The organism is Acidithiobacillus ferridurans (genome assembly GCF_003966655.1).
Classification (GTDB): Bacteria; Pseudomonadota; Gammaproteobacteria; order Acidithiobacillales; family Acidithiobacillaceae; genus Acidithiobacillus; species Acidithiobacillus ferridurans.
Window position 1 is genome coordinate 938,878 of sequence record NZ_AP018795.1, and the last position, 22,446, is coordinate 961,323.

17 protein-coding genes are annotated in these 22,446 nt (G+C 58.6%); 15 read left to right on the forward strand and 2 right to left on the reverse strand.

All coding sequences use genetic code 11. The annotated features are described in order from the left end of the window. Positions 1 to 23 precede the first annotated feature (23 nt). From AFERRID_RS04715 to AFERRID_RS04785, 15 genes are all read left to right on the forward strand, one after another. A complete protein-coding gene (locus AFERRID_RS04715; RefSeq protein ID WP_126604482.1) occupies positions 24 to 656 on the forward strand; it encodes a MarC family protein in 633 nt (210 codons plus the stop codon). A gap of 18 nt (positions 657 to 674) precedes the next feature. Continuing rightward, on the forward strand, positions 675 to 1,742 hold the full coding sequence (locus tag AFERRID_RS04720) for a malate dehydrogenase (RefSeq protein WP_126604483.1): 1,068 nt from the start codon (positions 675 to 677) through the stop codon (positions 1,740 to 1,742). Beyond that, a complete protein-coding gene (locus AFERRID_RS04725; protein ID WP_126604484.1) occupies positions 1,730 to 2,002 on the forward strand; it encodes an ACT domain-containing protein in 273 nt (90 codons plus the stop codon). The genes AFERRID_RS04720 and AFERRID_RS04725 overlap by 13 nt, the downstream gene beginning before the upstream one ends. Before the next feature lie 71 nt (positions 2,003 to 2,073). Beyond that, positions 2,074 to 2,778, forward strand: a complete 705-nt coding sequence (locus AFERRID_RS04730; RefSeq protein ID WP_126604485.1) for an energy transducer TonB — start codon at positions 2,074 to 2,076, stop codon at positions 2,776 to 2,778. A 35-nt stretch (positions 2,779 to 2,813) separates the two neighbouring features. Then, on the forward strand, positions 2,814 to 3,461 hold the full coding sequence (locus tag AFERRID_RS04735) for a MotA/TolQ/ExbB proton channel family protein (RefSeq protein WP_126604486.1): 648 nt from the start codon (positions 2,814 to 2,816) through the stop codon (positions 3,459 to 3,461). Between the two features lie 31 nt (positions 3,462 to 3,492). Then, entirely contained in the window at positions 3,493 to 3,891 is a 399-nt protein-coding gene (locus AFERRID_RS04740; protein ID WP_126604487.1) for an ExbD/TolR family protein, read from the forward strand. Positions 3,892 to 3,897: 6 nt separating this feature from the next. Beyond that, positions 3,898 to 4,077, forward strand: a complete 180-nt coding sequence (locus tag AFERRID_RS04745; protein WP_225981859.1) for an N-succinylarginine dihydrolase — start codon at positions 3,898 to 3,900, stop codon at positions 4,075 to 4,077. Continuing rightward, positions 4,074 to 4,556 carry a GNAT family N-acetyltransferase gene (locus AFERRID_RS04750; RefSeq protein WP_126604488.1) on the forward strand — a complete coding sequence of 161 codons (483 nt, stop codon included), beginning with the start codon at positions 4,074 to 4,076 and terminating at the stop codon, positions 4,554 to 4,556. The genes AFERRID_RS04745 and AFERRID_RS04750 overlap by 4 nt, the downstream gene beginning before the upstream one ends. A gap of 292 nt (positions 4,557 to 4,848) precedes the next feature. Then, the gene (locus AFERRID_RS04755) at positions 4,849 to 6,414 is read left to right on the forward strand and encodes a glycosyltransferase family 4 protein (protein WP_126604489.1); all 1,566 of its coding nucleotides are present in this window, start codon (positions 4,849 to 4,851) and stop codon (positions 6,412 to 6,414) included. A 230-nt stretch (positions 6,415 to 6,644) separates the two neighbouring features. Then, positions 6,645 to 14,102 (forward strand): type I polyketide synthase, encoded by a 7,458-nt coding sequence (locus tag AFERRID_RS04760; protein ID WP_126604490.1) that lies wholly within the window; start codon positions 6,645 to 6,647, stop codon positions 14,100 to 14,102. 1 nt (position 14,103) lies between these two features. After that, the gene (locus AFERRID_RS04765; RefSeq protein ID WP_126604491.1) at positions 14,104 to 15,429 is read left to right on the forward strand and encodes an aminotransferase class I/II-fold pyridoxal phosphate-dependent enzyme; all 1,326 of its coding nucleotides are present in this window, start codon (positions 14,104 to 14,106) and stop codon (positions 15,427 to 15,429) included. A 68-nt stretch (positions 15,430 to 15,497) separates the two neighbouring features. Continuing rightward, the gene (locus AFERRID_RS04770) at positions 15,498 to 16,541 is read left to right on the forward strand and encodes a capsular polysaccharide export protein, LipB/KpsS family (RefSeq protein WP_126604492.1); all 1,044 of its coding nucleotides are present in this window, start codon (positions 15,498 to 15,500) and stop codon (positions 16,539 to 16,541) included. After that, on the forward strand, positions 16,538 to 17,848 hold the full coding sequence (locus AFERRID_RS04775; protein ID WP_126604493.1) for a capsule biosynthesis protein: 1,311 nt from the start codon (positions 16,538 to 16,540) through the stop codon (positions 17,846 to 17,848). Before AFERRID_RS04770 ends, AFERRID_RS04775 begins: the two co-directional genes overlap by 4 nt. Continuing rightward, positions 17,755 to 18,528, forward strand: a complete 774-nt coding sequence (locus AFERRID_RS04780; RefSeq protein ID WP_126604494.1) for an SDR family NAD(P)-dependent oxidoreductase — start codon at positions 17,755 to 17,757, stop codon at positions 18,526 to 18,528. The genes AFERRID_RS04775 and AFERRID_RS04780 overlap by 94 nt, the downstream gene beginning before the upstream one ends. After that, positions 18,521 to 20,113: an LTA synthase family protein gene (locus AFERRID_RS04785; RefSeq protein WP_126604495.1), complete on the forward strand. Its 1,593-nt coding sequence runs from the start codon at positions 18,521 to 18,523 to the stop codon at positions 20,111 to 20,113. The genes AFERRID_RS04780 and AFERRID_RS04785 overlap by 8 nt, the downstream gene beginning before the upstream one ends. On the opposite strand, the gene mutY is transcribed toward AFERRID_RS04785, so the two are convergent. Together mutY and AFERRID_RS04795 are read right to left on the reverse strand one after the other, a co-directional pair. Next, complete coding sequence (mutY, locus tag AFERRID_RS04790; RefSeq protein WP_126604496.1) at positions 20,087 to 21,196, reverse strand: A/G-specific adenine glycosylase; 1,110 nt, start codon at positions 21,194 to 21,196, stop codon at positions 20,087 to 20,089. The genes AFERRID_RS04785 and mutY overlap by 27 nt on opposite strands. After that, positions 21,193 to 22,443 (reverse strand): AsmA family protein, encoded by a 1,251-nt coding sequence (locus tag AFERRID_RS04795; protein WP_126604497.1) that lies wholly within the window; start codon positions 22,441 to 22,443, stop codon positions 21,193 to 21,195. The genes mutY and AFERRID_RS04795 overlap by 4 nt, the downstream gene beginning before the upstream one ends. Positions 22,444 to 22,446 lie beyond the last annotated feature (3 nt).

The window sequence follows — 22,446 nt, forward strand, 5'->3', positions numbered from 1 at the left end:
ACATTAGTTAACGAGAATAGTTGGTGAATTCCACAAATATAGAGATTTTCATACAAACGTTAGTGACCCTGTTTGTACTGATGGATCCCATCGGTATTGTTCCGATATTTGTGTCACTTACCAGTGATCAAAGCACTGTTCAAAAAAAAAGGACAGCCAAAAATATTTCTATTGTTGTCGCTTTTGTACTTATTATTAGCACACTATTTGGCAATGATATTCTTCGCTACTTTTATATTGGCATCGCCGAATTTAGAGTCAGCGGAGGGCTACTGCTTTTACTAATGTCCATCCAGATGTTGACTACCGACCTTTTCAGCACCGCTGTTGCCAAAGGCCACACCAGCACTTACAACGGCGGGCGGTTGGTAACACCACTAGGCATCCCTCTGCTGGCTGGACCAGGAGCCATTGGTACGGTCATTATTTATGGACAAAACGCTCACACTTTTTTTAGTTACGGACTTATACTCATCGACGTCCTTATTGCGTCTTTTGCTGCGTACGTCGCAATGTATAACGCACATCATATTTCCCACTTTTTTGGTGAAATAGGTATTGAAATCATAACTAAAATTGCTGGCCTCATTCTGGGTGCAATAGCTGTTCGTTTTATCTGCCAGGGTCTGATCCGTTTATTACCTGGCCTTAGCTAACCGCGAGATCTATACCATATGGATATATCTATCATTGGCGCCAATGGCAGCACCGGGAAGCATATCGCCAGCCGGATTTTGCTGGAGCGTCTTCTGCTACCTACAGATCGCCTGCAACTGGTAGGAAGACGAGATGGAAGCAGTGGCAATGCGTTGTACGGATTTCGCCAGGATCTAAAAGACGCTTTTGCCGAGCACTGTCCTATTATTGATATCGCACTGCAGCCCGAAGAGGTTGTCGCCGATATCATCGTCATGACTGCCGGGGCAACTCTCCAAGCGCATAGCGACCCAAATAAAGCTCCACCCAGCCGTGATGAATTAGCTAAATACAACCAGCAGATTTCTATACCATATGCAGATGCTTTGGCTCGATATGGTCATGGTCACGAGGTGGTGATTGTGGTCACTAATCCCGTCGAATTGATTGTGGAAGTCTTTTCTCAGCGTTATGACCGACATAGGATTGTCGGAATGGGTGCTTATCAAGACAGCCTGCGCTTTCGTCGGGAAGTGGCACGCTCGATCAATGTATCCCGGGAAGCTGTCCGCGCCATGGTACTTGGCGAACACGGTGACGGGATGGTACCGCTCTGGAGCAACATCACGGTACAAGGATTTTCCGATAATGAAACGATATGTGCTATCCGCAAAGTGCGCAGTAGCACCAGTAGTCGCGACTTCCCCGAAACCCTGATTCGGATGCGTAACGAGATTATAAAGATCGCACAAAGCGGTGATATAGCCGAAGCTTTCCGGCGTTTTGATACTCTTCCGCCAGATGTCAGACTCATGATTGGACCATTTTTAACCTTGTTTGCTGGTGCCAAGACAGACATAGCAACAGCGAATGCCAGCGTGGATCTCATCAAATCCATGTTAAGTGGCAAGGATACGGTGATTGCCGCTCAGGTTTCACTTGCCGACGAGTTTCTGCAGGTAAAAGGTCCGATTGGAGCGCCGGTGGTCATTAGCCCTAAAGGATGGGATGCCGTTTACCCCATGACACTTTCTGATGGGGAACAGCAGCTTTTCCATCAGTCGGCACAGTCCATAAAGGAGAAATTAAACCGATGGAACATTTAGATTGTGATGCCTTACCAGAACAGATAATCACATTGATAGTGCGCGACGAGCCCGGCACACTGTTTCTGATTTCCTCCGTATTCTCCAATCGAGGTATTTCCATGCGCAGCATTCAACTTCATGAAGAGCCTGTTCTGCATCATGACATCTCCTGTACTCGGTTGGTCATCCGTTTTTTTGGGGAGGAAGGTCGCAAAAAAATCATCAGTCGTTTACTCACAAGGCTTGATTGTGTGTTAGAATCCAGCGATTCCGGATGATTCAAAGAAATAACCATAATGTCATTGTTCATAACTTTTAGTATACCAAACAAAATAATAGAGGTGATTTAGTGGGTGAACCTACCCCCTCCAAGGTTCCTGAGAAGCCTTCCCGCTGGAGTTATCAGGGTCAATCCAAAAGTTTTCGTTATGCCATTATCAGTGCATTGGCGGTAGAAATTGCGCTGGTGGCGGGTCTCATTCTGATTACGCATGATCAACCAAAACCTAAGAAACCACCCAAGGTGATCAGTGTAAAAATCGTTCACCTGCCGCCACCACCGCCTCCAGCACCCCCGCCGCCCAAGGTAAAACCTGTGCCGCATCCACCCAAACCGGTTAAAATACCGGTTCCTGTGGTACATCGTCCTGCACCATTGCCCGTAAAGCCGCCGCCTCCGACGCCTCCGCCACCCCCCAAACAAGTGGTGAAGACGCCGCCTCCGCCGATCAAAACACCGCCACCGCCACCTCCACCCACTCCAGTATATAGCGGGGTAGGAGCTTATGGTGCTGGAGCCAGATCGCAGGTACGCAATAATGTTCATATCTCAGCCATTATTAAACGACTGGGTTTGCATGGTACGGTGATTGTCAGCTTCAAATTAGGCCCAGCGGGTGGAAAAGCGACAGACGTGCACGTCGTGGGCGGTTCACATAATCCCCTGCTTCGCAAAGCTGCTCTGGCTGCTGTGTCGGACAGCACGTTTCCGGCATTTACCAGTCACATGCCCCCTCACACTTTATCGTTCACGGTGCCAATAGATATTTCGTGAACTCAATTAATATCGCCATTAAGAGGAATAAAATTATGTCATTCCAATATATCATTCATCTCGCCAACTACTCGGATGGGGTGCTTTATGTGTTAGCCCTCCTATTTCTCACCGAACTGGCAGTTATTTTTGATCGAGCCTGGTTCATGCGCTCGGCCTTACGCAAAGGCAAGACCATCATTCATCAGCTCTCAGAGGTCAGCAAACTGACCACTGAAAAACTGGAAGAATTGATGCAGGAGGCCAGAGGTCAGCCTGAAGAGCAAATTATCACTGCGGCTTATCGCCACATGGATCTGGTTCACCATTATGGTAGTGCTCGTGGAGAGGCCTTTGATAATCGTCTTGACGAAGCTATTTTCCTGACAACGCCTTTCCTGGATAAGCGTCTGTGGATTCTTGATACGACAGTGACTTTGGCGCCTCTTTTAGGCCTGTTCGGAACGATCCTCGGTATGTTCCATGCGTTTTCCATTTTGGCGGCCCCAGGGCATGCACCTACTCAGGTTACCGGTGGTGTGGCGGATGCCCTCATCGCTACCGCGTCCGGTTTGTTTATTGCTATGGTTGGCCTGATTACTTTCAATGCATTTAACAACGCGATTGATAAAACCATACAACAGCTTGAATCGATTAAGTTGCTGCTGATCAATCGTCTGGACGGGGCACCCAACAACATTTGATTTTCATTTCAAAGATACTCAGGAGCGCATCATGATTCCGCGTCGAAGAAACAGCAAAAAGGGTCGGGTCGAAATCATTCCAATGATTGACGTGATGTTGTTTTTACTTGTCTTTTTTATCATGATCACCTTGCAAATGATCACTGATAAAGGCCTCAAGCTGCAATTACCGACCTCCAGCACAGCCAAGGAACTGCCTCATCCACATTTTGTCATCAATATCGAAAAATCGGGTAAGGTCATTGTTAAAGGCAAACAAATGACCCTGGATCAGTTACAGGGTTTCCTCAGTGCTGACGGTGATGTAGAACATACGCAGGTCACTATCGCCGCAGATAAAGTGGTTCCATTCCAGCAATTCGTGCATGTCATGGATACCTGTCAAAAAGCTGGGGTGACACAAATTGGTATCGCCACCAAGGCGACCTGACGAAGCATGTCCATGATCGAAATGAACATGGACGGTCTGGTTGGCCCCAGCCATCATTTCGCTGGGCTTAGCCACAGCAACCTCGCCTCCGCTCAGAATGCTCATAAGGTAGCCAACCCAAAAGCGGCAGCACTGCAGGGTTTAGCCAAGATGGTGGAAGCATCCAACACAAGGAATCGTCCATGATTGAAGTCTACCAAGCGGATTACCAAAACGCAGATCATTGTCTAGCCATTTGCGAACTCCTCGATCTGTATGCAAGAGATAACATGGGCCAAAGGAAGCCCCTCCGCCAGGAGGTCCATGAAAAGCTGGTAGAGGACCTCATGCGTCGCCCGTGGATTCGTGTTTATTTTGCCGCAAATAAGCAAGAAATGATTGGCATTGCTGTTTGTATTGAAGGGTTTTCCACTTTTAACAGCGCGCCACTGGGGAATATTCACGACGTTTACGTCAAACCGGGCTTTCGCAGACAGGGAGTTGCCCATAAACTCTTTGCCTTTATTGAGAGCCAAGCACGTGAGATGGGATTCTGTAAACTGACTCTGGAAGTGTTGGAGGGTAATCTTCCTGCCCAGGAAACGTACCGTAAAATCGGTTTTGTGCCATATACTATCAACGATAGTGCGGGTGTAGCACAGTTCTGGCAGAAGTATCTGACCTGAAACCGTTCGAGGACTTGGCATAAACGCCGTCCATGCCCCAGAATCAAAACCAATGATGGAAAATCCCATGAATCCATTGTTGGGTACATTGGCGGCTTATCCTTTTGCGCGACTGTGGCAATACCTGCCGGGAACATGGCCTCATGCTGGCAACCTGGGCAACGCGCCACGAGGCGGACTTAAGGAAGGAGTTCTCGCGCGAACGAAAGCCTCCGCGCAAAAGGGCGGCAGGCGCCCCCAAAAAAATAGAAGCTCGTGACGGTCACCGAAGGGGCTGGTAAACTTCCCCACTATGCATAACGCCAACAATGCTCTCCGTGTGCTCATGGAAATGCGCCCTGCCCTGGATGGCTTTTATGGTATCCCGCAGGAAACCCGCCTGCTTTATGGGGTGCTTTCCACCTTGCCGGATTTGGAACTATCCGGCCTGCTGCAGATGTCCAAACGCAGCGTGCGCGGCGGGGTGTATGGCAGCGTGTCACTCTCCGAGGCGGAGCGGGTGCATCGCTTTGCGCGGGTGGTGGTATCCCTCAAGGGCCGCAGCGCGCTGGACTGGAAAGGCGATGTCGCCGAGTGGCTCGATCACTTCTGGCAGACCTGGCGCTTGCGCTGGGGTGCCTGGACCGGGCTGGGGAGGATTCCCTTAGGGCACTTTGAGACCCGGCATTTCCGCGATTTTGTCTGGCAGGAGCTTTATGGCCGGAGCCTGCCCGCTGCTGACCGTGAACAGGTATTGCAAAGCGATTATCGGGTTTGTGCCTATCCGTGGCGGCGTATGCATCTGGTGGGTATTGAGCGGGCGCAGGTCTTGTCCCGTTCCCGCTATCCAGTGCTGGATACGCGGGGGCTGGATGTTTTTGTGGCGCAGACGCCTTTTCCCGGACGGGTGAGCGCGGGCACGGCGTTGGTGGTGCACTACCACGATGCCATCCCGGTGCTCATGCCCCATACCATCTCCGACCGCGCCTTTCATCAAAGCAGTCACTTTCAGGCCATGGCCGCCAACGTGCGCTCCGGCGGGCACTTCGTTTGCGTGTCCGATGCCACACGGCGCGATCTGCTGAGTCTCTTCCCCGAGGCGGAGGCGCGGGCCCACACCATCCACAATATGCTGCCCGCCCACTATTATCCCGCAGAGCCTGAGCCCGAACGGATTCCCGACATCGTCCGCCGTCATTTGCATGGCGAGTATGAGGGGAAGGTGGGGGGTACGGTGACGGGTAAGAGCAGAATCTATCCGCTGGCCCGCGTCTTCCATAACGAAGAGGAAAAAACCGCCTTTTATGCCCGCGCCCTGGGGCCGGGGACGCGCTTCGTGCTCATGGTCTCCACCATCGAGCCGCGCAAAAACCACGCCCGTCTGCTGGCCGCATGGGAAACCTTGCGCGGCATGCTGGATCCGGAGCTGAAGCTGATTCTGGTGGGGCATATCGGCTGGGATTACCAGACCGCGTTGGAGGGCTTCCTGCCGTGGATCGAGCAGGGTAACCTCTTCCTGCTTTATGGTATCCCCGCCGACGCCCTGCGCCTGCTCTACCGGCAGGCGGTGGTGACCGTCTGTCCCAGCGTGGGCGAAGGCTTTGATTTCTCCGGTGCGGAGGCCATGCGCTGCGGTGGTGTGGTGGCCGCCTCCGACATTCCGGTACATCGCGAGGTCTATGGCGAAGCGGCCCGGTACTTCGACCCTTACGACACCGCCAGCCTGGTAGAAACCCTGCGTCAGATCATCTACAGCCCCGACGCCAACGCCCTGCAAAGCCAACTCCGCGCCAGTGGCGCCGCCCAAAGCGCCCGCTACCTGCCCGAACGCATCCTGCCCCAGTGGGAAGCGTTTTTGCGGGGAGTGAAACAGGGATAGACATCATAATCCGCGTCTATTAGGCCGTTATGTGCAAATCACGCACTCCTGCCTATTTGCGGCGATTGTCGGGTGGGCGCCGCGGGCGTGGCGCTGACTTGACCAGCGGTTTCCTGTATTCTTGATAAACTGGTTGAATGGATGAAGTTCCCGGGGCTGAGTCATGCAGATTGTGTACCCAATGGATGGACTGGCCATCTCTCTGAATTTGAAAACTTCGTGAACCGCCTATGAAAAACCAAAAAATTGCCGTCATCGGCTATGCCTCACGCTTGCCGCAAACGTCTGACGCCACTTTCTGGGAAGACTTGCTGGCGGGGCGGGATCTGGTGACGCAGGTGGCCGAGGACCGTTGGGCCACGGCGAATCTGGAGCATCCGCAGCGGAGCCATCCGGGAACTTCGGTGACGTTCGCGGCGGGTTCGCTGGGGGATGTGGCGGGCTTCGATGCGGGGTTTTTTCGCATTTCGCCGCGCGAGGCGGCGGCCATGGATCCGCAGCAGCGCCTGTTGCTGGAGATGAGTTGGGAAGCCTTTGCCCATGCCGGAATCGCGCCTTCCTCTTTGCGCGGGAGTCGTTGCGGCGTCTTTATGGGTGTGGCGAGTACCGACTACGCGTATAGGATGGCCGATGATCTGGCGGCTATCGGGTCCAACTCGGCTACGGGTTCGACGGCGAGTATCGCCGCCAACCGGTTGTCTTACTTTTATGATCTGCGGGGGCCAAGTCTGGTGGTGGATACGGCCTGCTCGTCGGCGCTGGTAGCCTTTCATCAGGCCTGCCAGTCGCTGCTGCGCGGTGAGAGCGAGTTGGCGCTGAGCGGGGCCATCAGCCTGCATCTGCATCCTTATGGCTTTCTGATTTTTTCCAGGGCGTCCATGCTCTCGGCGAGCGGCCGCTGCCGACCCTTTGACGCTGCGGCCGATGGCTATGCGCGTGCGGAAGGCGGCGGGGTCTTCGTGCTCAAGGGCTATGATCAGGCCTTGCGCGATGGCGACCGGATCCTGGCGGTGGTGGCCCATACCGCCATCAACACCGATGGACACAAGGGTGGGCTGACGATTCCCAACGTCGAGGCCCAGGCCCAACTTTTGGAAGAGGCCTATGCCGCGACGGGTATCCACCCTGAGGCTATCGACTACGTGGAGGCCCATGGGACGGGAACCACGGTGGGCGATCCCATCGAGGTGGCGGCGATTGGACGGGCGTTGGGCCGCCATCGCCACCCCCGCTACCCACTGCCCATCGGTTCGGTAAAGAGCAACCTGGGCCACTTGGAGACTGCTTCCGGGGTACCCAGTCTGATCAAGGCCATTCACTGCCTGCAGAAACGCCAGGTGCCCGCCACCATCGGCGTGGAACGTCTCAACCCACGACTGGAATTGACGGAAAACCGCCTGGAGGTGGTGACGGAGAACCTCGCCCTGAAAGGGGAGGGCCGGCTGGTGATCGGCGTGAATTCGTTCGGTTTTGGCGGCGCCAATGCCCATGTGATCCTCGAAAGCGCCGAGCCGGTACAGGCGGAAGAAGTCACTCCTGCGCCCGAATGCCCGCTGCCCTTGGTACTGACGGCAGCGACCCCTGTGGCACTCCAGCAGGTGGCGGGGGATCTGGCCCGGGTTTTGGCGGCGCAACCGGAGACGTCCTGGTACGCCACGCTGTATCAGGCCAATTTTCGCCGGGACTGGCTGCGTCACCGGGCGATTTTTTGGCACGAGGGCCACGATGACCTTGTGGACCGCCTGGCTGCCTTTGCCGCGCATGACGACAAAAGTGTGGGAGTCGTCATGGACACCGCCCTGGCAGATCCCCGGGGCCCGGTTTTTGCGTACTCCGGAAACGGCTGTCAATGGTTCGGCATGGGTTGTTCGTTGCTGTCCGAGCCGATATTCCGACAAGCCATCGAAGAGATCGATGCCTTTTTCTTCCCTCTGGCGGGGTATCGTCTCGTCGATGAGTTGGCGGGGTCTTTGGGCGAGGATCGCTATGCCCTGACCGGTCATGCCCAGCCGGCCCTTTTTGCCCTGCAGGTCGGCATCACCCAAATGCTGCGCTCTTGGGAGGTGCGGCCGGTGGCGGTAACTGGTCATAGCGTGGGAGAAGTGGCGGCAGCTTGGGCCTGTGGCGCCTTGGACCTGGAGGATGCGGTTCAGGTGATCTTCCATCGCAGCCGTTTGCAGGAGCAGAGCCGGGGGCGGGGGCAGATGACGGCGGTGGCGTTGGCGGCCGACGCGGCGCGGAAGCTGCTACGGGAATGGGATCTGGCGGAAGTATTGGACATTGCGGCTTGGAACAGCCCGCGCGGGGCTACCGTCGTCGGTCCCACGGTGGCCTTGAGCGAGATGGAGGCCCGCCTGCGCGCGCAAGGGACGGCATGTAAGCGTCTGGACGTCGAGTATCCCTTTCATAGTCCCGTGATGGAAGATGTCCGGGAAGAACTTTTCGCCGCTTTGTGCGGATTGCGACCGGGCGAGGCCAATATTCCCTTCTACTCTTCGGTCAGTGGCGCTAGCCTGCCGGGGGAAGCCCTCGCTGCGGACTATTGGTGGGCCAACATCCGCGACCCCGTCCGTTTTCAACAGGCCACCGAACAGATACTGGCCGATGGCTTCAATGTCTTTGTAGAACTGGGAGGGCATCCAGTCCTGCGCGGTTATCTACAGGATGGCTTGACCCAGGGCGAACGGGAGGGGCGCATCATCGCCACGCTGCAGCGCGGTGATGATCATCCGCAACGAATTTTGGCGGCTGTCCAACAGGTATTCGTTACCGGGGTTCCGGTAGCATGGTCCCGTTTTTACCCGAAGCCTGGTCCTTTTGTGGACTTGCCTCATTATCCATGGGAGCGGGAACGCTACTGGCACCCGGTTACCGAAGAGTCTGCCGGGACGCTATATCGATACCCGGTGCATCCCCTCCTGGGGCATCCCGTGCCCCAGCATGAGCATGAGTGGGAGCAGGACATCGATACGGCCCGTTTGCCTTTTCTGGCCGATCATCGGGTTGGGGAGGGTGTGATTTTCCCTGGCGCGGGTTATGTGGAGCTGTTTCTTGCGGCGGCCCGTCAGCAGGGCGATGAAAGCGCGCTCCTGGTGCTGGAAGATCTGGAGATATGGGCGCCCCTATCGCTGAACGAGGAAAGTGGCAAGGTCCTGCGGGTGACGCTGGATGCGGCCAGTGGCGAGGTTCAGGCCCTCTCCCGCGACCGCCTCGCCCAGGACTGGACGCTGCACGCCAAGGCCCGCATCGTTGCGGAGCGGAAGGATCTGCGCCTGCGTCGGCCTGCCTTGGAGAGGCCCGAAGGCGCGCCGGACTTTGATGGAGAACAACACTATCGCGTCGCGGAATCCGTTGGACTTCTCTACGGGCCGAACTTCCGGACGGTGACCCAAGGCTGGGTCCGTGGTGATGCGGTGTGGGCGGCGATGGCCTTGCCCTCGGGCATCGCGACCTCTGAGCTCGGCTTTCACCTGCATCCGGCGCTCCTGGACGGCGCTTTTCAGCTCTTTATCGATCTCTTGCACGATAATATCGTCGACCACCCGGGGGTGGCGTTCGTTCCCATTCGCATGGGCAGGATCACGCTACGGCAACCGCTGACCCAAGTCGCCTGGGCCGGCGCGCGATTGCTCCGCCGTTCGCCCCATTCCATCCTGGCGGAATTTACCCTGATGGATGCCGCAGGGACGGTGGTCGCGCTGTGCGAAGGGGTGCGCATGCGGCAGGTGAAGTTGCTGCGTACTCCGGACGAGCCGTTGAGACTCATCGCCACGGAACTCGTGGCCATGCCGCGCCGGGAAGCGCTGCAAGGGGCCACCCCCCTGCCTGTCGCGGCGCTGGCGGAGGCATTGCAGGCGGCTCTGGGGAGGGGAGACGTTCAGCATGCCTTGGACCGCTATCGGGACGAATATGCACCCCTTCTGGACGCGCTGCTCCAGGCATTTCTGAGCGAGAGCGGGGGCGAGGCCGTAGCAGAGACCATGCCTGCCTTTGCGGACGAAGAGCCTATTTCCGCCGGGCAGATTTGGATGACCTTGATTCGGGACTATCCGGAGTTTTCCGCCCTCACCCTACAGGTGGGGAGCGCGGGCTTGGCACTTGCCGCCTCTTCTGCGGACTATGGGGACCATGATCGCGCGGCTGCGCCGCGCCTGGATCCGGACCTTTTGGTCAGGACTATCCTGCAAACCGTCAATGACCCCATCCACGCGGCGGTCACCCGTTTTGCGCAGGAACGATGCGCCCAACTAGCCCCATCCTCCCGCTTGGGGATCATGGAGATCAACGCCCATGGACCTGACTGGATAGTGCAGGCGGCGGAGGCCCTTTCCCGGGAAAATTGCTGCGACCTGTACTACGCGAGTCCCGGAGCAGAGATTCTGGAGTCCCAGGCGGAGACGGCCCGCGAAGCCCAATGGCAATCCCTGACCATTCCCGCGGCAGGTACCTTACCCGCGCCAGACCCACGGCCCACCGTGCATTTCGCCTGGGTGCAGGTGGACGGGATGGATGCGGATAGCGCCGCGCAAATGATCCATATGGCCCGGGACTGCCTTGCGCCTCAGGGGCTGCTGTTTTTGCTGGGCGTGCATCCTGAGCCCTGGATGACGGCCCTGGCGGAGTGTCGGGATGCCGACGCCGGACAGTCTCTGACTGCAGCCCAACTGCAGGCGGATTTGCCGCAAATGGGCTTCGTGGACGCTCGATTATTGGGTCCGGATAATGTGCTGCGCACGGGTCCCTACCTGCTTCTCGCCAGAAAAAGTGAGGACGCCCTTCCGACTGCCCAGCCCGAGCCGGGCGCCAAGGGCCGGTGGCTATTGGTGGGGGAAAAGGCGTGTGGCGATGACCACCAGTCCCCCTGGACGGCGGCGCTGGAATTGGAATTTGCGCAGCAAGGCTTCAAAACGATCACTCTGGAGGCGGCGAACGTGCAGGAACTGGAGAATTCCCTGCGCGTCCTGTCCAGGGAAGAGGTGGATGCCTGGGAGGGTGTCCTGTATTTCCCCGGACTCTTTCCGGCCGCCGACGAGATGTCCATGAGCCGCTTGCTGGGGGAGCAATGCCAGAGTCTGCGCGCCCTCAGCCAGTGGGCCTTGGGCCAGGAGGAGCCACCCTCGGTGTGGGTGCTCACCCGCCATGGCCTATCGGCGCTGTATCCCTCCTCCCTGCCGCCCGCCATGACGGACGGGATGGCGCAACCCCTCCATGGAGCGGGCCTCACCGGCTTTGCGCGGACACTGCAAAACGAGCTGCCGGAGCTTGCCCTGCGCGTGCTGGATCTGACCGAGAGCGAGCCCACCCCTCCATTGCTGGAACATCTCGTGCGGGAGTGCGTCCGTCCCGATAGCGAGACGGAAATCGTTCTGGACGGACATGGGGGCAGGTACGTACCGCGAGTGCGGGAGAAACCGGCCCTGGAGATCACGGCCAGGGCGCCACGGCAACTGCGTTTTGCCGCGCCGGGGCAGTTACGCAATCTTCACTGGGCACGTTTTAACCCTCCGGACCTGGCGGAAGACGACGTGGAGGTGCTGGTCAGCGCCACGGGCTTGAATTTTCGGGACGTGATGTACGCCTTGGGAATGCTGTCGGATGAAGCCTTGGAAAACGGCTTTTCGGGGCCGGGCCTGGGACTGGAATTCGCCGGGACGGTCAGTCGGGTGGGAAGCGGAGTCTACCATGTAGCGCCGGGCGATGAAGTGCTGGGCTTTGCTCCCGCCAGCTTCGCCACCCATGTAGTCACCAAGGGCTATGCGGTCACGCGGCGGCCGGAGCATCTGGGTGTGGAGGCTGCGGCCACGATGCCGACGGCCTTTCTCACCGCCTGGTATGCCTTGATGGAACTGGCTCGCTTGCAGCCGGGGGAGCGGGTCTTGATCCATGGCGGCGCGGGTGGTGTGGGTATCGCCGCCATTCAGATGGCCCAGTGGCGGGGCGCCGAGGTATACGCCACGGTGGGCTCGCCTGAGAAACGGGATTTTCTACGCCTCTTGGGGGTGCCCCATCTGTACCATTCCCGGTCTTACGACTTTGCCGAGGAGATCTGGCGAGACACGAACCAGGAAGGGGTAGACGTGGTGCTCAATAGTCTCTCTGGTGAGGCCATTCGCCGCAATCTGCAGATATTGCGTCCCTTCGGGCGATTTCTGGAGCTGGGCAAACGCGACTTCTACGAAAACACGCCCATGGCTTTGCGCCCTTTCCGCAATAACCTCAGTTACTTCGGGATCGACGCGGATCAGTTGATGCAGCTACGCCCCACGCTGACCCAGGAAATGTTTGGCCAGGTCATGGGGCGCTTTGCCGCTGGGGATTTTTTTCCGCTGCCCTATACCTGCTTTCCGGCCCGCTCGGTCGTCTCGGCCTTCCGTTATATGCAGCAGGCACGCCAGATAGGCAAGATCGTGGTGACCATGGAGGAGCCCCCGCTCCCTGTGGTGAATAACATCCGCCTGCGTGGGGAACCGCTGCAGCTTGCCGCGGATGGGGTCTATCTGGTGACCGGGGGGCTTTCCGGTTTTGGTCTGGAAACGGCGCGACGCCTGGCGGAGCGCGGTGCCCGCAAGCTCGTGCTGATCTCGCGGTCCGGCCGGATGGATGGGCATGCCCGGGAGGCGATGGTCCTGATGCGCTCATGGGGCGTGGAGATCCTGGCGTTGCGCTGCGATGTCACCGATCGCACCCAGTTGGCGGATCTTTTTGCGCGTATCGCGCTGGAATTGGGTCCATTGCGGGGGGTCATCCATGCCGCGGCAGTCATCGACGATGCGCTGGCGCAGAACCTCAGCGAAGAACAAATCCAACGGGTCCTGGCCCCCAAGGTACAAGGCGCGCTCCATCTGCACCACCTCACCCAAACCCTATCCCTGGATTTTTTCGTGCTCTATTCTTCGGTGACGACGATTCTGGGGAATCCGGGGCAGGCCCATTACGTGGCCGCGAACACCTGGATGGAAGCCCTGGCGCAGCAGCGACGCGCCCAGGGTTTGCCGGCCACCGCCATATTATGGGGCGCCATTGGCGATGTGGGGTTTTTGGCGCGCAACAAGAAGACCAAGGAGGCCCTGCAGCAACGTCTGGGCAGCGCCCCCATGTCGTCGCAGGCGGCACTGGATTGGCTTGAAGAGATCCTGGCCAGGGACGTGAGCGGCGATGCGGTGGTGGATTGGGATTGGCGGGCGATTCGCCGTTTTCTGCCCATCGCGCAGTCCCCCAGGTTCTCCCCGTGGAATCTGGCCATGGGCCATGGCGAGTCGACGGATTCCACCGACGAGGATCTGTGCGGATACCTGCTCTCTCTGCCGAATGACGAGGCGGTCTCCGCCATCACCGATCTCCTCCGTCGGGAAGTCGCGGAGATTTTACGCCTGCCGATGGAAAAGATCGAAGCCACCCAGAGCCTGTCCCAAATCGGTCTGGACTCCCTTATGGGCGTGGAACTGGCCTTGGCTCTGGAACAGCGTCTGGGCGTCAAGCTTCCCTCTCTGCTGCTCGCCGAAGGACCAACGCCGGCCAAACTCGCCGATCGCGTGCTTCAGGAGTTGCGCAAGAAACAAGGTCCAGGTGAATATCCGCAGGTTGCGGCGATAGACGAGGAAGAGCTGCGCCGACTGGCGGGCCTGCACGGCGTCGAGGCCCAGGCGCCAACCCTGGATGGATGGGTCATGAATGCGGAGGGGCGCTGAGATGGGTCAGGGGGCCAAGGGGTTGACGGCACAGATCAAGGATCGGCTGATCCAGAAAACGTTGGAGAGGCGCCTGACACAGTTGGAGCAAACGCCGGTACGTTCCGTCGTGGAGAGCGGTATTCCGGAACGGTTTTACCGCTGGGATCTGCACCCGGGCTACCAGCAAGTGCGCCTGTTGCAGGAAGGCGCTGCGCGCTTCGGTGTAGAAAACCCGTTTTTCAAGATGCATGAGGGCACCGCTTCGGCCCACAGCCGGATAGCGGAAAAAACCGTGGTCAATTACGCCAGCTACAATTACCTGGGTCTGTCTGGGCATCCGGTGGTCAACGCCGCGGCTAAAGAGGCCATCGACCATTATGGAACTTCCGTTTCCGCGAGCCGCATCGTCTCTGGAGAGCGGCCCTTGCATACGCAGTTGGAGCGGGCCATTGCCCAGGCCTACGGCGTAGACGACGCCATTGTGATGGTGAGCGGGCATGCCACCAACGTCACCAGCATCGGTTATCTCTTTGGGCCGAACGATCTCGTTCTTCATGATGAATATGCCCATAACAGCATCATCCAGGGCATCAGCCTGTCGGGTGCCAAGCGCCTGGGCTTTCCCCATAACGATCTGGAGGCCTTGGAGCAGATCCTGACGCAACAGCGGCGTCAGGCTGAACGCGTCCTGGTCGTTGTCGAGGGTATCTACAGCATGGATGGGGATTACCCCGACCTGCCCCGCTTTATCGAGATCAAGAATCGGCATCGGGCCTTGCTGATGGTCGACGAGGCACATTCCTTCGGCGTGTTGGGCCGCCACGGGATGGGGATCCGTGAGCACTTTCACCTGGATCCGAAGGACGTCGATATCTGGATGGGCACCCTCAGCAAGGCGCTGGCGGCCTGTGGCGGCTATATTGCGGGGGCATCCGCCCTCGTCGAAAACCTGCGTTATCTGGCCCCTGGATTTTTGTATAGCGTCGGTATGGCGCCACCCGTGGCGGCGGCCGCCTTGGCAGCCTTGCAGGTGCTCCAAGCGGAACCGCAAAGGGTGAGCACCTTGCAGCAGCGAGGCCGGTATTTTTTGGAGAAGGCACGCGACGTCGGCCTGCAAACAGGCGCCAGCACCGGCAACGCCATTGTACCAGTCATAACCGGCAGCTCCCTGCGTGCGGTGCGCCTTTCCAACTGGTTGCTGGAGCGGGGTATTCATGTGCAGCCCATCCTGTATCCAGCCGTCCCGGAACGGCAGGCCCGCCTGCGCTTTTTTCTGAGTTCCGAGCATACGCTGGAAGATATTGATGAGACGATGGCGGTTCTGGCCGAAGACCTGCGTGCCTGACCCGGTTGCCGGAGGAGAGGACCGCCGCTTTTTTGAAATGGCTCTGATAGCCCATGCAGGAGCAGCGCATGAATAACCCGCAAGGCCCAGAAATGCCGTCGATACTGTATGCGGTAGGGTTCTCGCCTTGGAAAAGGCGGAGCCTGCGGGCCTTTTTACCGGGAACCCGGCTCCACTTCATAGAACACGTCGACAGCGCTCCTCCACACAGCAGTCTCTTGCTCTGGGGCAATAGCGATATAGGGGGGCAGGAAGAGCGCAAGGTCGTCCGGGTAGAGGACGGGTTTCTCCGCTCGGTGGGATTGGGGGCAGACCTGATTCCTCCGGTTTCCTATGTCTTTGACCATTCCGGGCTCTATTACGACCCCCGTCGCCCCTCGGATCTGGAGATTCTGCTGCAACATTTCGAAATGGATTCGGATCTTTTGGCGCGGGCGCAGTGGCTTCGCAAGCACATCGTGACCCAGGGTCTCACCAAATATAATGTTGGGGGTGTCACTTGGCGTCGACCGCCGCATGCGCGCCATGTCATCCTGGTACCGGGGCAGGTGGAGAGCGACGCGTCCATCCTTCTGGGCTGTGCTTCCATTCGCACCAACATGCAACTCCTGCGGCAGGTGCGCGCGCAGCATCCCGACAGTTACCTGGTGTACAAACCCCACCCCGACGTGGTGGCGCGCTTGCGCCGCCCAGGCGCGGATGAGGAGGAGGCACCCGGTTATTGCGACGAAGTGGTGACGGATGTATCTATGCATGCGTTGCTGGAGGCAGTGGATGCCGTGCATGTGCTGACCTCTTCCACGGGCTTCGAAGCCCTTTTGCGTGCCAAGCCGGTGACTTGCCATGGGGTGCCTTTCTACAGTGGTTGGGGGTTGACCGATGACCGCATTTCCGTGGCGCGGCGTAGCCGCCGACGATCCCTGGATGAACTGGTGGCCGCCGTGCTGATATTATATCCACGCTACCTGCATCCCCTGACCAAAACCCTGTGCAAACCCGAGGAGGCTATCGCAGGGTTGGGTGCGCTGCGGAGACGCGCCCGTGACCACCGCACCACCTTGTGGCGAAAAGGGTTTCGGATGGTCCTGCGCCATGTCGTAGGGGTGAGATGAAAAATTTTCTCTTTCTGCAAGGCGTTGCCAGCCCCTTTTTCGCGCTACTCTCCGATCGCTTGCGCGCCCGTGGCCGGAACGTGTTCCGGATCAACTTCTGCACGGGAGATGTGGCCTATTGGTGGCCTCGACCAGCAGTAGCGTTTCGCGGCGAAGTGGATCGATTGGGGCCTTTTCTGAACCGGTATCTCGAGGATCACCACATTACCGATATCGTTCTCTTCGGCGACCGCCGACCTATCCATCAAACCGCCCTCGCCCTTGCGCAGGAACGCGGCATCACCGTCCATGTCTTCGAGGAGGGCTATCTACGCCCCTACTGGATCACCATGGAGCGGGGCGGGGTCAACAAGCACTCCCAGCTTCCCAAAGATCCCCACTGGTACCGCCAGGCGGTGGCGCAGGCGTCCATGGGCGCGGAGGGAAGGGAATTCCCCGGTAACTTTCGACTGCGCGCGATGCATGATGTTTTTTATCACGCGGGAGACCTCCTCAATCCCATTGCTTTTCGGGGTTATCGGCACCACGCGCCGGTGCATCCCATACGTGAATATTACTGGTATATCCGACGCTTCCCGCGCATCAAAAAACGATTGAAGAAGGACCTGGTTGCGACTTATGACTTCGTTCGGCAAGGCAAACCCTATTTCCTGTTACCGCTCCAGCTCTATAGCGACAGCCAAATTACCTGTCATTCCAGCTTTTGCGATATGTATGAGTTTATCACCACGACATTGACCTCTTTTGCCTCCCATGGGGATCGGGATCTGCATTTGGTGGTAAAAAATCACCCCCTCGATCCCGGCATGCAGGCCTATGAGACATTCGTTGCGGAACTCGCCGCCAAGCTGGGTATCGCCCATCGCGTGCACTATTACGATTACGGTGATCTGCTACTGCTGCTGGAGCACAGCGAGGGGGTCGTCACCATCAATAGCACGGTGGGTACCTGGGCCCTCAATTTAGGAAAGCCCGTATTGGCGCTGGCCGACCCCGTTTATCATCTGCCGGGTCTGACGAGTGAAATGCCCTTGGATCTGTTCTGGAATGCCCCTGACGCGCCAGATCCAGAGTTGTGGAGTGCTTTCAAGCGCGTGCTCATCCATACCACACAAATCAATGGCGGATTTTATTGCCGTGCCGGAATGGACCTGGCTCTGGATACTGCAGTAGATCGCCTGGAACTTGTTCAGTCCCCGCTAGAGGAACTTTTATGCCGCATCGACATCCCCAAAGCATCCTTATCACCGGCGCAACCAGCGCCATCGGCTCCGCCCTCGCCCTGGCCTACGCCACGCATGGTATAACCCTTCATTTGCACGGCCGGAATACGCAAAAACTAGAAGCCGTTGCGAGCCAGTGCCGGGACCGTGGCGCCCGAGTCACGCAATGTTCCTTTGACATTCGCGATAGCGGCATCCTGAGGGACTGGGTGTCCGATAGCGGCATGACGGATCCGCTGGATGTGGTCATCTCCAATGCCGGCATGAATACCAATATTGGTCGCAACGGAGATGGCGAGCGCTGGGAGGACAGCGCGGCACTCATGGACATCAACCTGCGCGCCACGATGGTGTTGGTGGATGCCGCACTGCCGGCCATGCGCCAGAGGGGACGGGGGCAGATTGCCTTGTTGAGTTCTTTGGCGGGTTACTTTGGGTTGCCGGTCACGCCCAGTTATTGTGCATCGAAGGCGGCTATCAAGGCCTATGGAGAGGCACTACGGGGCTGGCTCGCCCCGCAGGGAGTGGCCGTGAATGTCATCATGCCCGGCTACGTGGATTCCGCCATGTGTCGTGCCATGCCGGGGCCGAAACCCTTTTTGTGGACGCCGGAACGCGCCGCGCGTCTCATCAAGCGGCAGTTGGCCGCCAATCGGGGGCGCATCAGCTTTCCTTTTCCCCTGAACTTTGGCACGTGGTGGCTCGCCGTGCTCCCGGAAGCGATCTCTCAACGCATCGTCCGAGGGATGGGCTATCATGGATGAGCGGCAGCTTTTATGGCTTGCTTTGCCCCTGCTCCTTGGCTACATACTGTCCTATGCCCTGGAGTGGATCCTCCGGCCTCGCATACGGGTTTTTTGGCGGCGTCCATTTTTTACCCATGTGCTGCAAGGGGGCATTTATTTGGCGCTCTATGGACTCATCCTGGCCATAGTGGAAAGGCCATGGTTCGCGCTGACGATTACCACGGCCTTGCTTTTTCTGGTGGTTATGGTCAACAACGCCAAATACGAATCGTTGCGTGAACCCTTTACCTATCAGGACTTCGACTACTTTACCGATGCCATCCGGCACCCGCGTTTATACCTGCCCTTTCTGGGCCTTACCCGGGGCATCGCCGCAATCCTGGCCTTTGTCCTTGCGCTTTATGTTGGTTTTACCTTTGAGCGCCCCCTGCCAGAAAGCTTGGGCTGGATGGATTTCGGGGAGTATGTGGGCGCAATTTTCCTGCTTGCGGCAATATTTATTTGGGGGGGAGGTCGGAGAAAGCAGGAGCTGAGCTATGACCCGATAGTGGACATGAATGCGCTTGGCTTCTATGGCAGCATCTGGTTCTATGCCAGGGAAGAGCACGGCCCCTGTCATATCGCCACCCCGTTCGCAGGTCTCCCGGTACCAGCCATCGATCCGCCCACGCTACCCAACATCGTTGTTGTGCAGAGTGAATCGTTCTTCCGTGCCGATCGTTTTTATGATCAGGTCCGCCAGAACCTTTTCCCAGAATTCACGCAGATCGAGCGGGAGGCCATTTGGGCAGGGAAGGTGCAGGTGCCCGCATGGGGCGCCAACACCGTGCGTACGGAGTTTGGTTTTCTGTCGGGATTGGCCGAATCCGATATTGGCGTTCACCGCTTTAACCCTTACCGAAAACTCGCCCTACGCGGCTTTACGTCCCTGGCAAGCCATCTGCAAAATTTAGGTTATGAAACCATCTGCATTCATCCATACCCCGCAAGCTTCTATAACCGCCACAATATCTATCCACAGATCGGATTCAGCCGATTTATCGATATTCGTGAGTTTTCACCTGGCGAGAAGGATGGCCAATATACAGGCGATATCGCCATCGCCAATAAAGTCCGGGATATCATTTCATCTGTAGTTGAAAAACCACTATTTATCTTTTGCATAACCATGGAGAATCACGGCCCCTTGCATCTGGAGTCGCCCCGTGAAGGTGATGCGGACTTGTTCTACGCCACGGGCATCCCCGATTCGTGCCGGGATCTCACGGTCTACATGCGCCATCTGATGAACGCCGACCATATGGCCGGGATGATCCGGGATACCTTGGGCCGTGAACCGCGCGAAGGGATATTTGCCTGGTACGGCGATCATGTCCCCATCATGCCGTCTGTGTACCGGCAAATGGGCACCCCCGAAAGTCTCACCGATGGCTTCATCTGGCGCACGCAGTCCAGTGCGGATACCTATTCCAGGGCGCATTCTGCCCAGATCACCGCTATGGGGGTAGAGTGTTTGGGGGGTGAAATCATTCGTCTGTTACCTTCCGGGCGGGTGGCGGATCCGGAAATTCGGATATCAGCGACCTCCGCCGAGATTTCGTAGAATCCGCCGAATGGGCGTGGGCAAACCTTGCGCCAGGGCGTCTGCGGGGCGATACCAGCGCAGAGTGGCGGCCGAATCCGCAACGGCGCTACCCAAAACGCGCGCATGCGCACAGCGAAAACGTAACTGGAAGTGGGTAAAAACATGTTGCTGTTCTTCCCCCAGCGCCGTCAACCGGAGATCCAGCCGCAAACGGCGCGACCATGCCTCCTGCAAAAATTGTCGTATGGCGGGGGTATCTTCCAGCGGAGGAAGGGTATCGTTGCAAAGGTTGGAAAGTTCGCCGCTGTCGGGCGCCGCCTGCGGTAGGCACCAGAGCCCGCCCCAGATACCCGAATCCGGCCGTTTTTCCAGCAATATCCGTCCTTCCGGATCTGCGGCCAAGAGAAAAAAGGCGCGGCGCTGTGGTTTTGGAGGCCTGTGAACCGTCACGGGCAGGGCGTGACTGCGTCCTTCGGCATGGGCCTTGCAACGGCTGGCCAAAGGGCAATCCGTGCAGCGCGGCTGGCGGGGGGTGCAGATCATGGCGCCGAGGTCCTGAATGGCCTGATTGTAGCCATGGGCATCCTCAGGAGTAAGGGCGCTGGCCAGTGTCCAGAGCCACTGCTGAGTCGCAGTGGCCTTCGGATCCGCAGCTATGGCATGGCTACGGATGAGCACGCGCCGGGCATTGGCGTCGAGGATCGCCTGTCGGTGCCCAAAGGCGCTGGCCAGCACCGCCGCTGCGGTGCTACGCCCCACCCCCGGCAGGGTGACGGCCTTTTCCAGGGTGTCGGGAAAGTGGCCGGCAAAGCCGGCCATCACCACTTGTGCGGCGCGCTGGGCGTTGCGGGCACGGGTGTAATATCCCAGCCCGCTCCATAGCGCGAGCACCTGATCCTGGGGCGCCGCAGCCAATGCCCGCCAGTCAGGCAAGGCCTGCAGAAAGCGGGTGTAATAGGGTTTGACGCTCTCCACCCGGGTTTGCTGGAGCATGATTTCTGCGAGCCAGAGACGATAGGGATCGCGGGTCTGCCGCCATGGCAGATCATGGCGTCCGTGGCGGGTGTACCAAGCCAGCAAGGGTTCCGCGATAGGAATCATGGCCGCACCGCCGAGGCGGCGCTGTGGATGACCAGATTTTGGGCCTTGAGCTTTCCCCAGCGCAGTTGGGCGATGCGGACTTCGCCGGTTACCGGCCACTGTTGCGGCAACGCCGGCAAGACCGCTGCCTTGCCCGGCCGGGGAGCAGGCAGGTAATGTCCCAGATCGAGTTGCGCCACGCTCAGGTTGAGCTGAATCGCCAGCGGTTTCCAGGTCCCGGATATTTTGCCGGTCCAGGCGCTGTTGTCCAGATCACCCTGGGCGACGGTCCACTGAAAGTGGGGGTTATCCAGCCGGATGGCGCCGGTCGACGTCAATCGCTGCAAGGCGCCGGGATCCGTCAGCTTCGGCAGGGACAGCCCGCAGCGCGCGGCTATCCGGGGCAAGTGCCGGATAGCCACCTGATAGGCCAGGTGGCCCTGCAACTTTTTCCAGTTGAGGGCCACCGCGCGGACCTGAAGCGCCAAGTCATTCCCCACGGTCAGTGCGCCTTGCTGCACCGCGATCCGGCCTTGCGCCATATTCAGATGCAACGCCTGCACATCCAGCCGCGCACCACCTTGCTTCCGCTCCTGCCAGCGGGCGCGCATCGTCGGCAGGACCAACTCGCCGGAGACGCTTTGGAGTGCCGGAATGCCCACCTGTAACAGCGTTGGATCACGGGCTGTACCCACCCGCAAAGCAATGCGGCGCGCCTGCAACGTCGGTGCGGACGTCATCCCCGCCGCAAAGTGCCAGCGTCCCGTTTTATCCCGCCAGTGCCAGTCACCAACCAACCGGCTGGGCCCGTCTGCCAGTACCTGGCCATGCACGGCGGTCAAAGACAGTGTATGTCCCGCCACACCGGACCAGCGTAGTGTGCCATCGCGCACCACCACCCTGCCCGGCAGGGAGAGCGCGGCACCGCTCGCGTTGGCGGCGCCGTTCCAAGGCGCGTCCAATACGGGTGTATCCAACTCGATCCGCCGCAACTGCACCCGCCCGTGCAGAAGGGCACGCCAGGGCAACGCAACGGTGATCCGGCCTGCGCTGAACAGGGGGAGATCCGACGGGCCAAGGCGCAGGCCCGACAACACGATCCGCAATTCCCGCTTTCCCCAATGCCATCCAGGATTGGCGGCAAGAGACACCGGCTGCTGCAGGCGCCCCGCCAAAAACTCCTCGACAGCGTAGCGCGGACCACCCGCGAACCAGAAAAACACCCCACCCAGGACGACGAGCATCAGCAGAATGAAGACCGCCGCCATCCT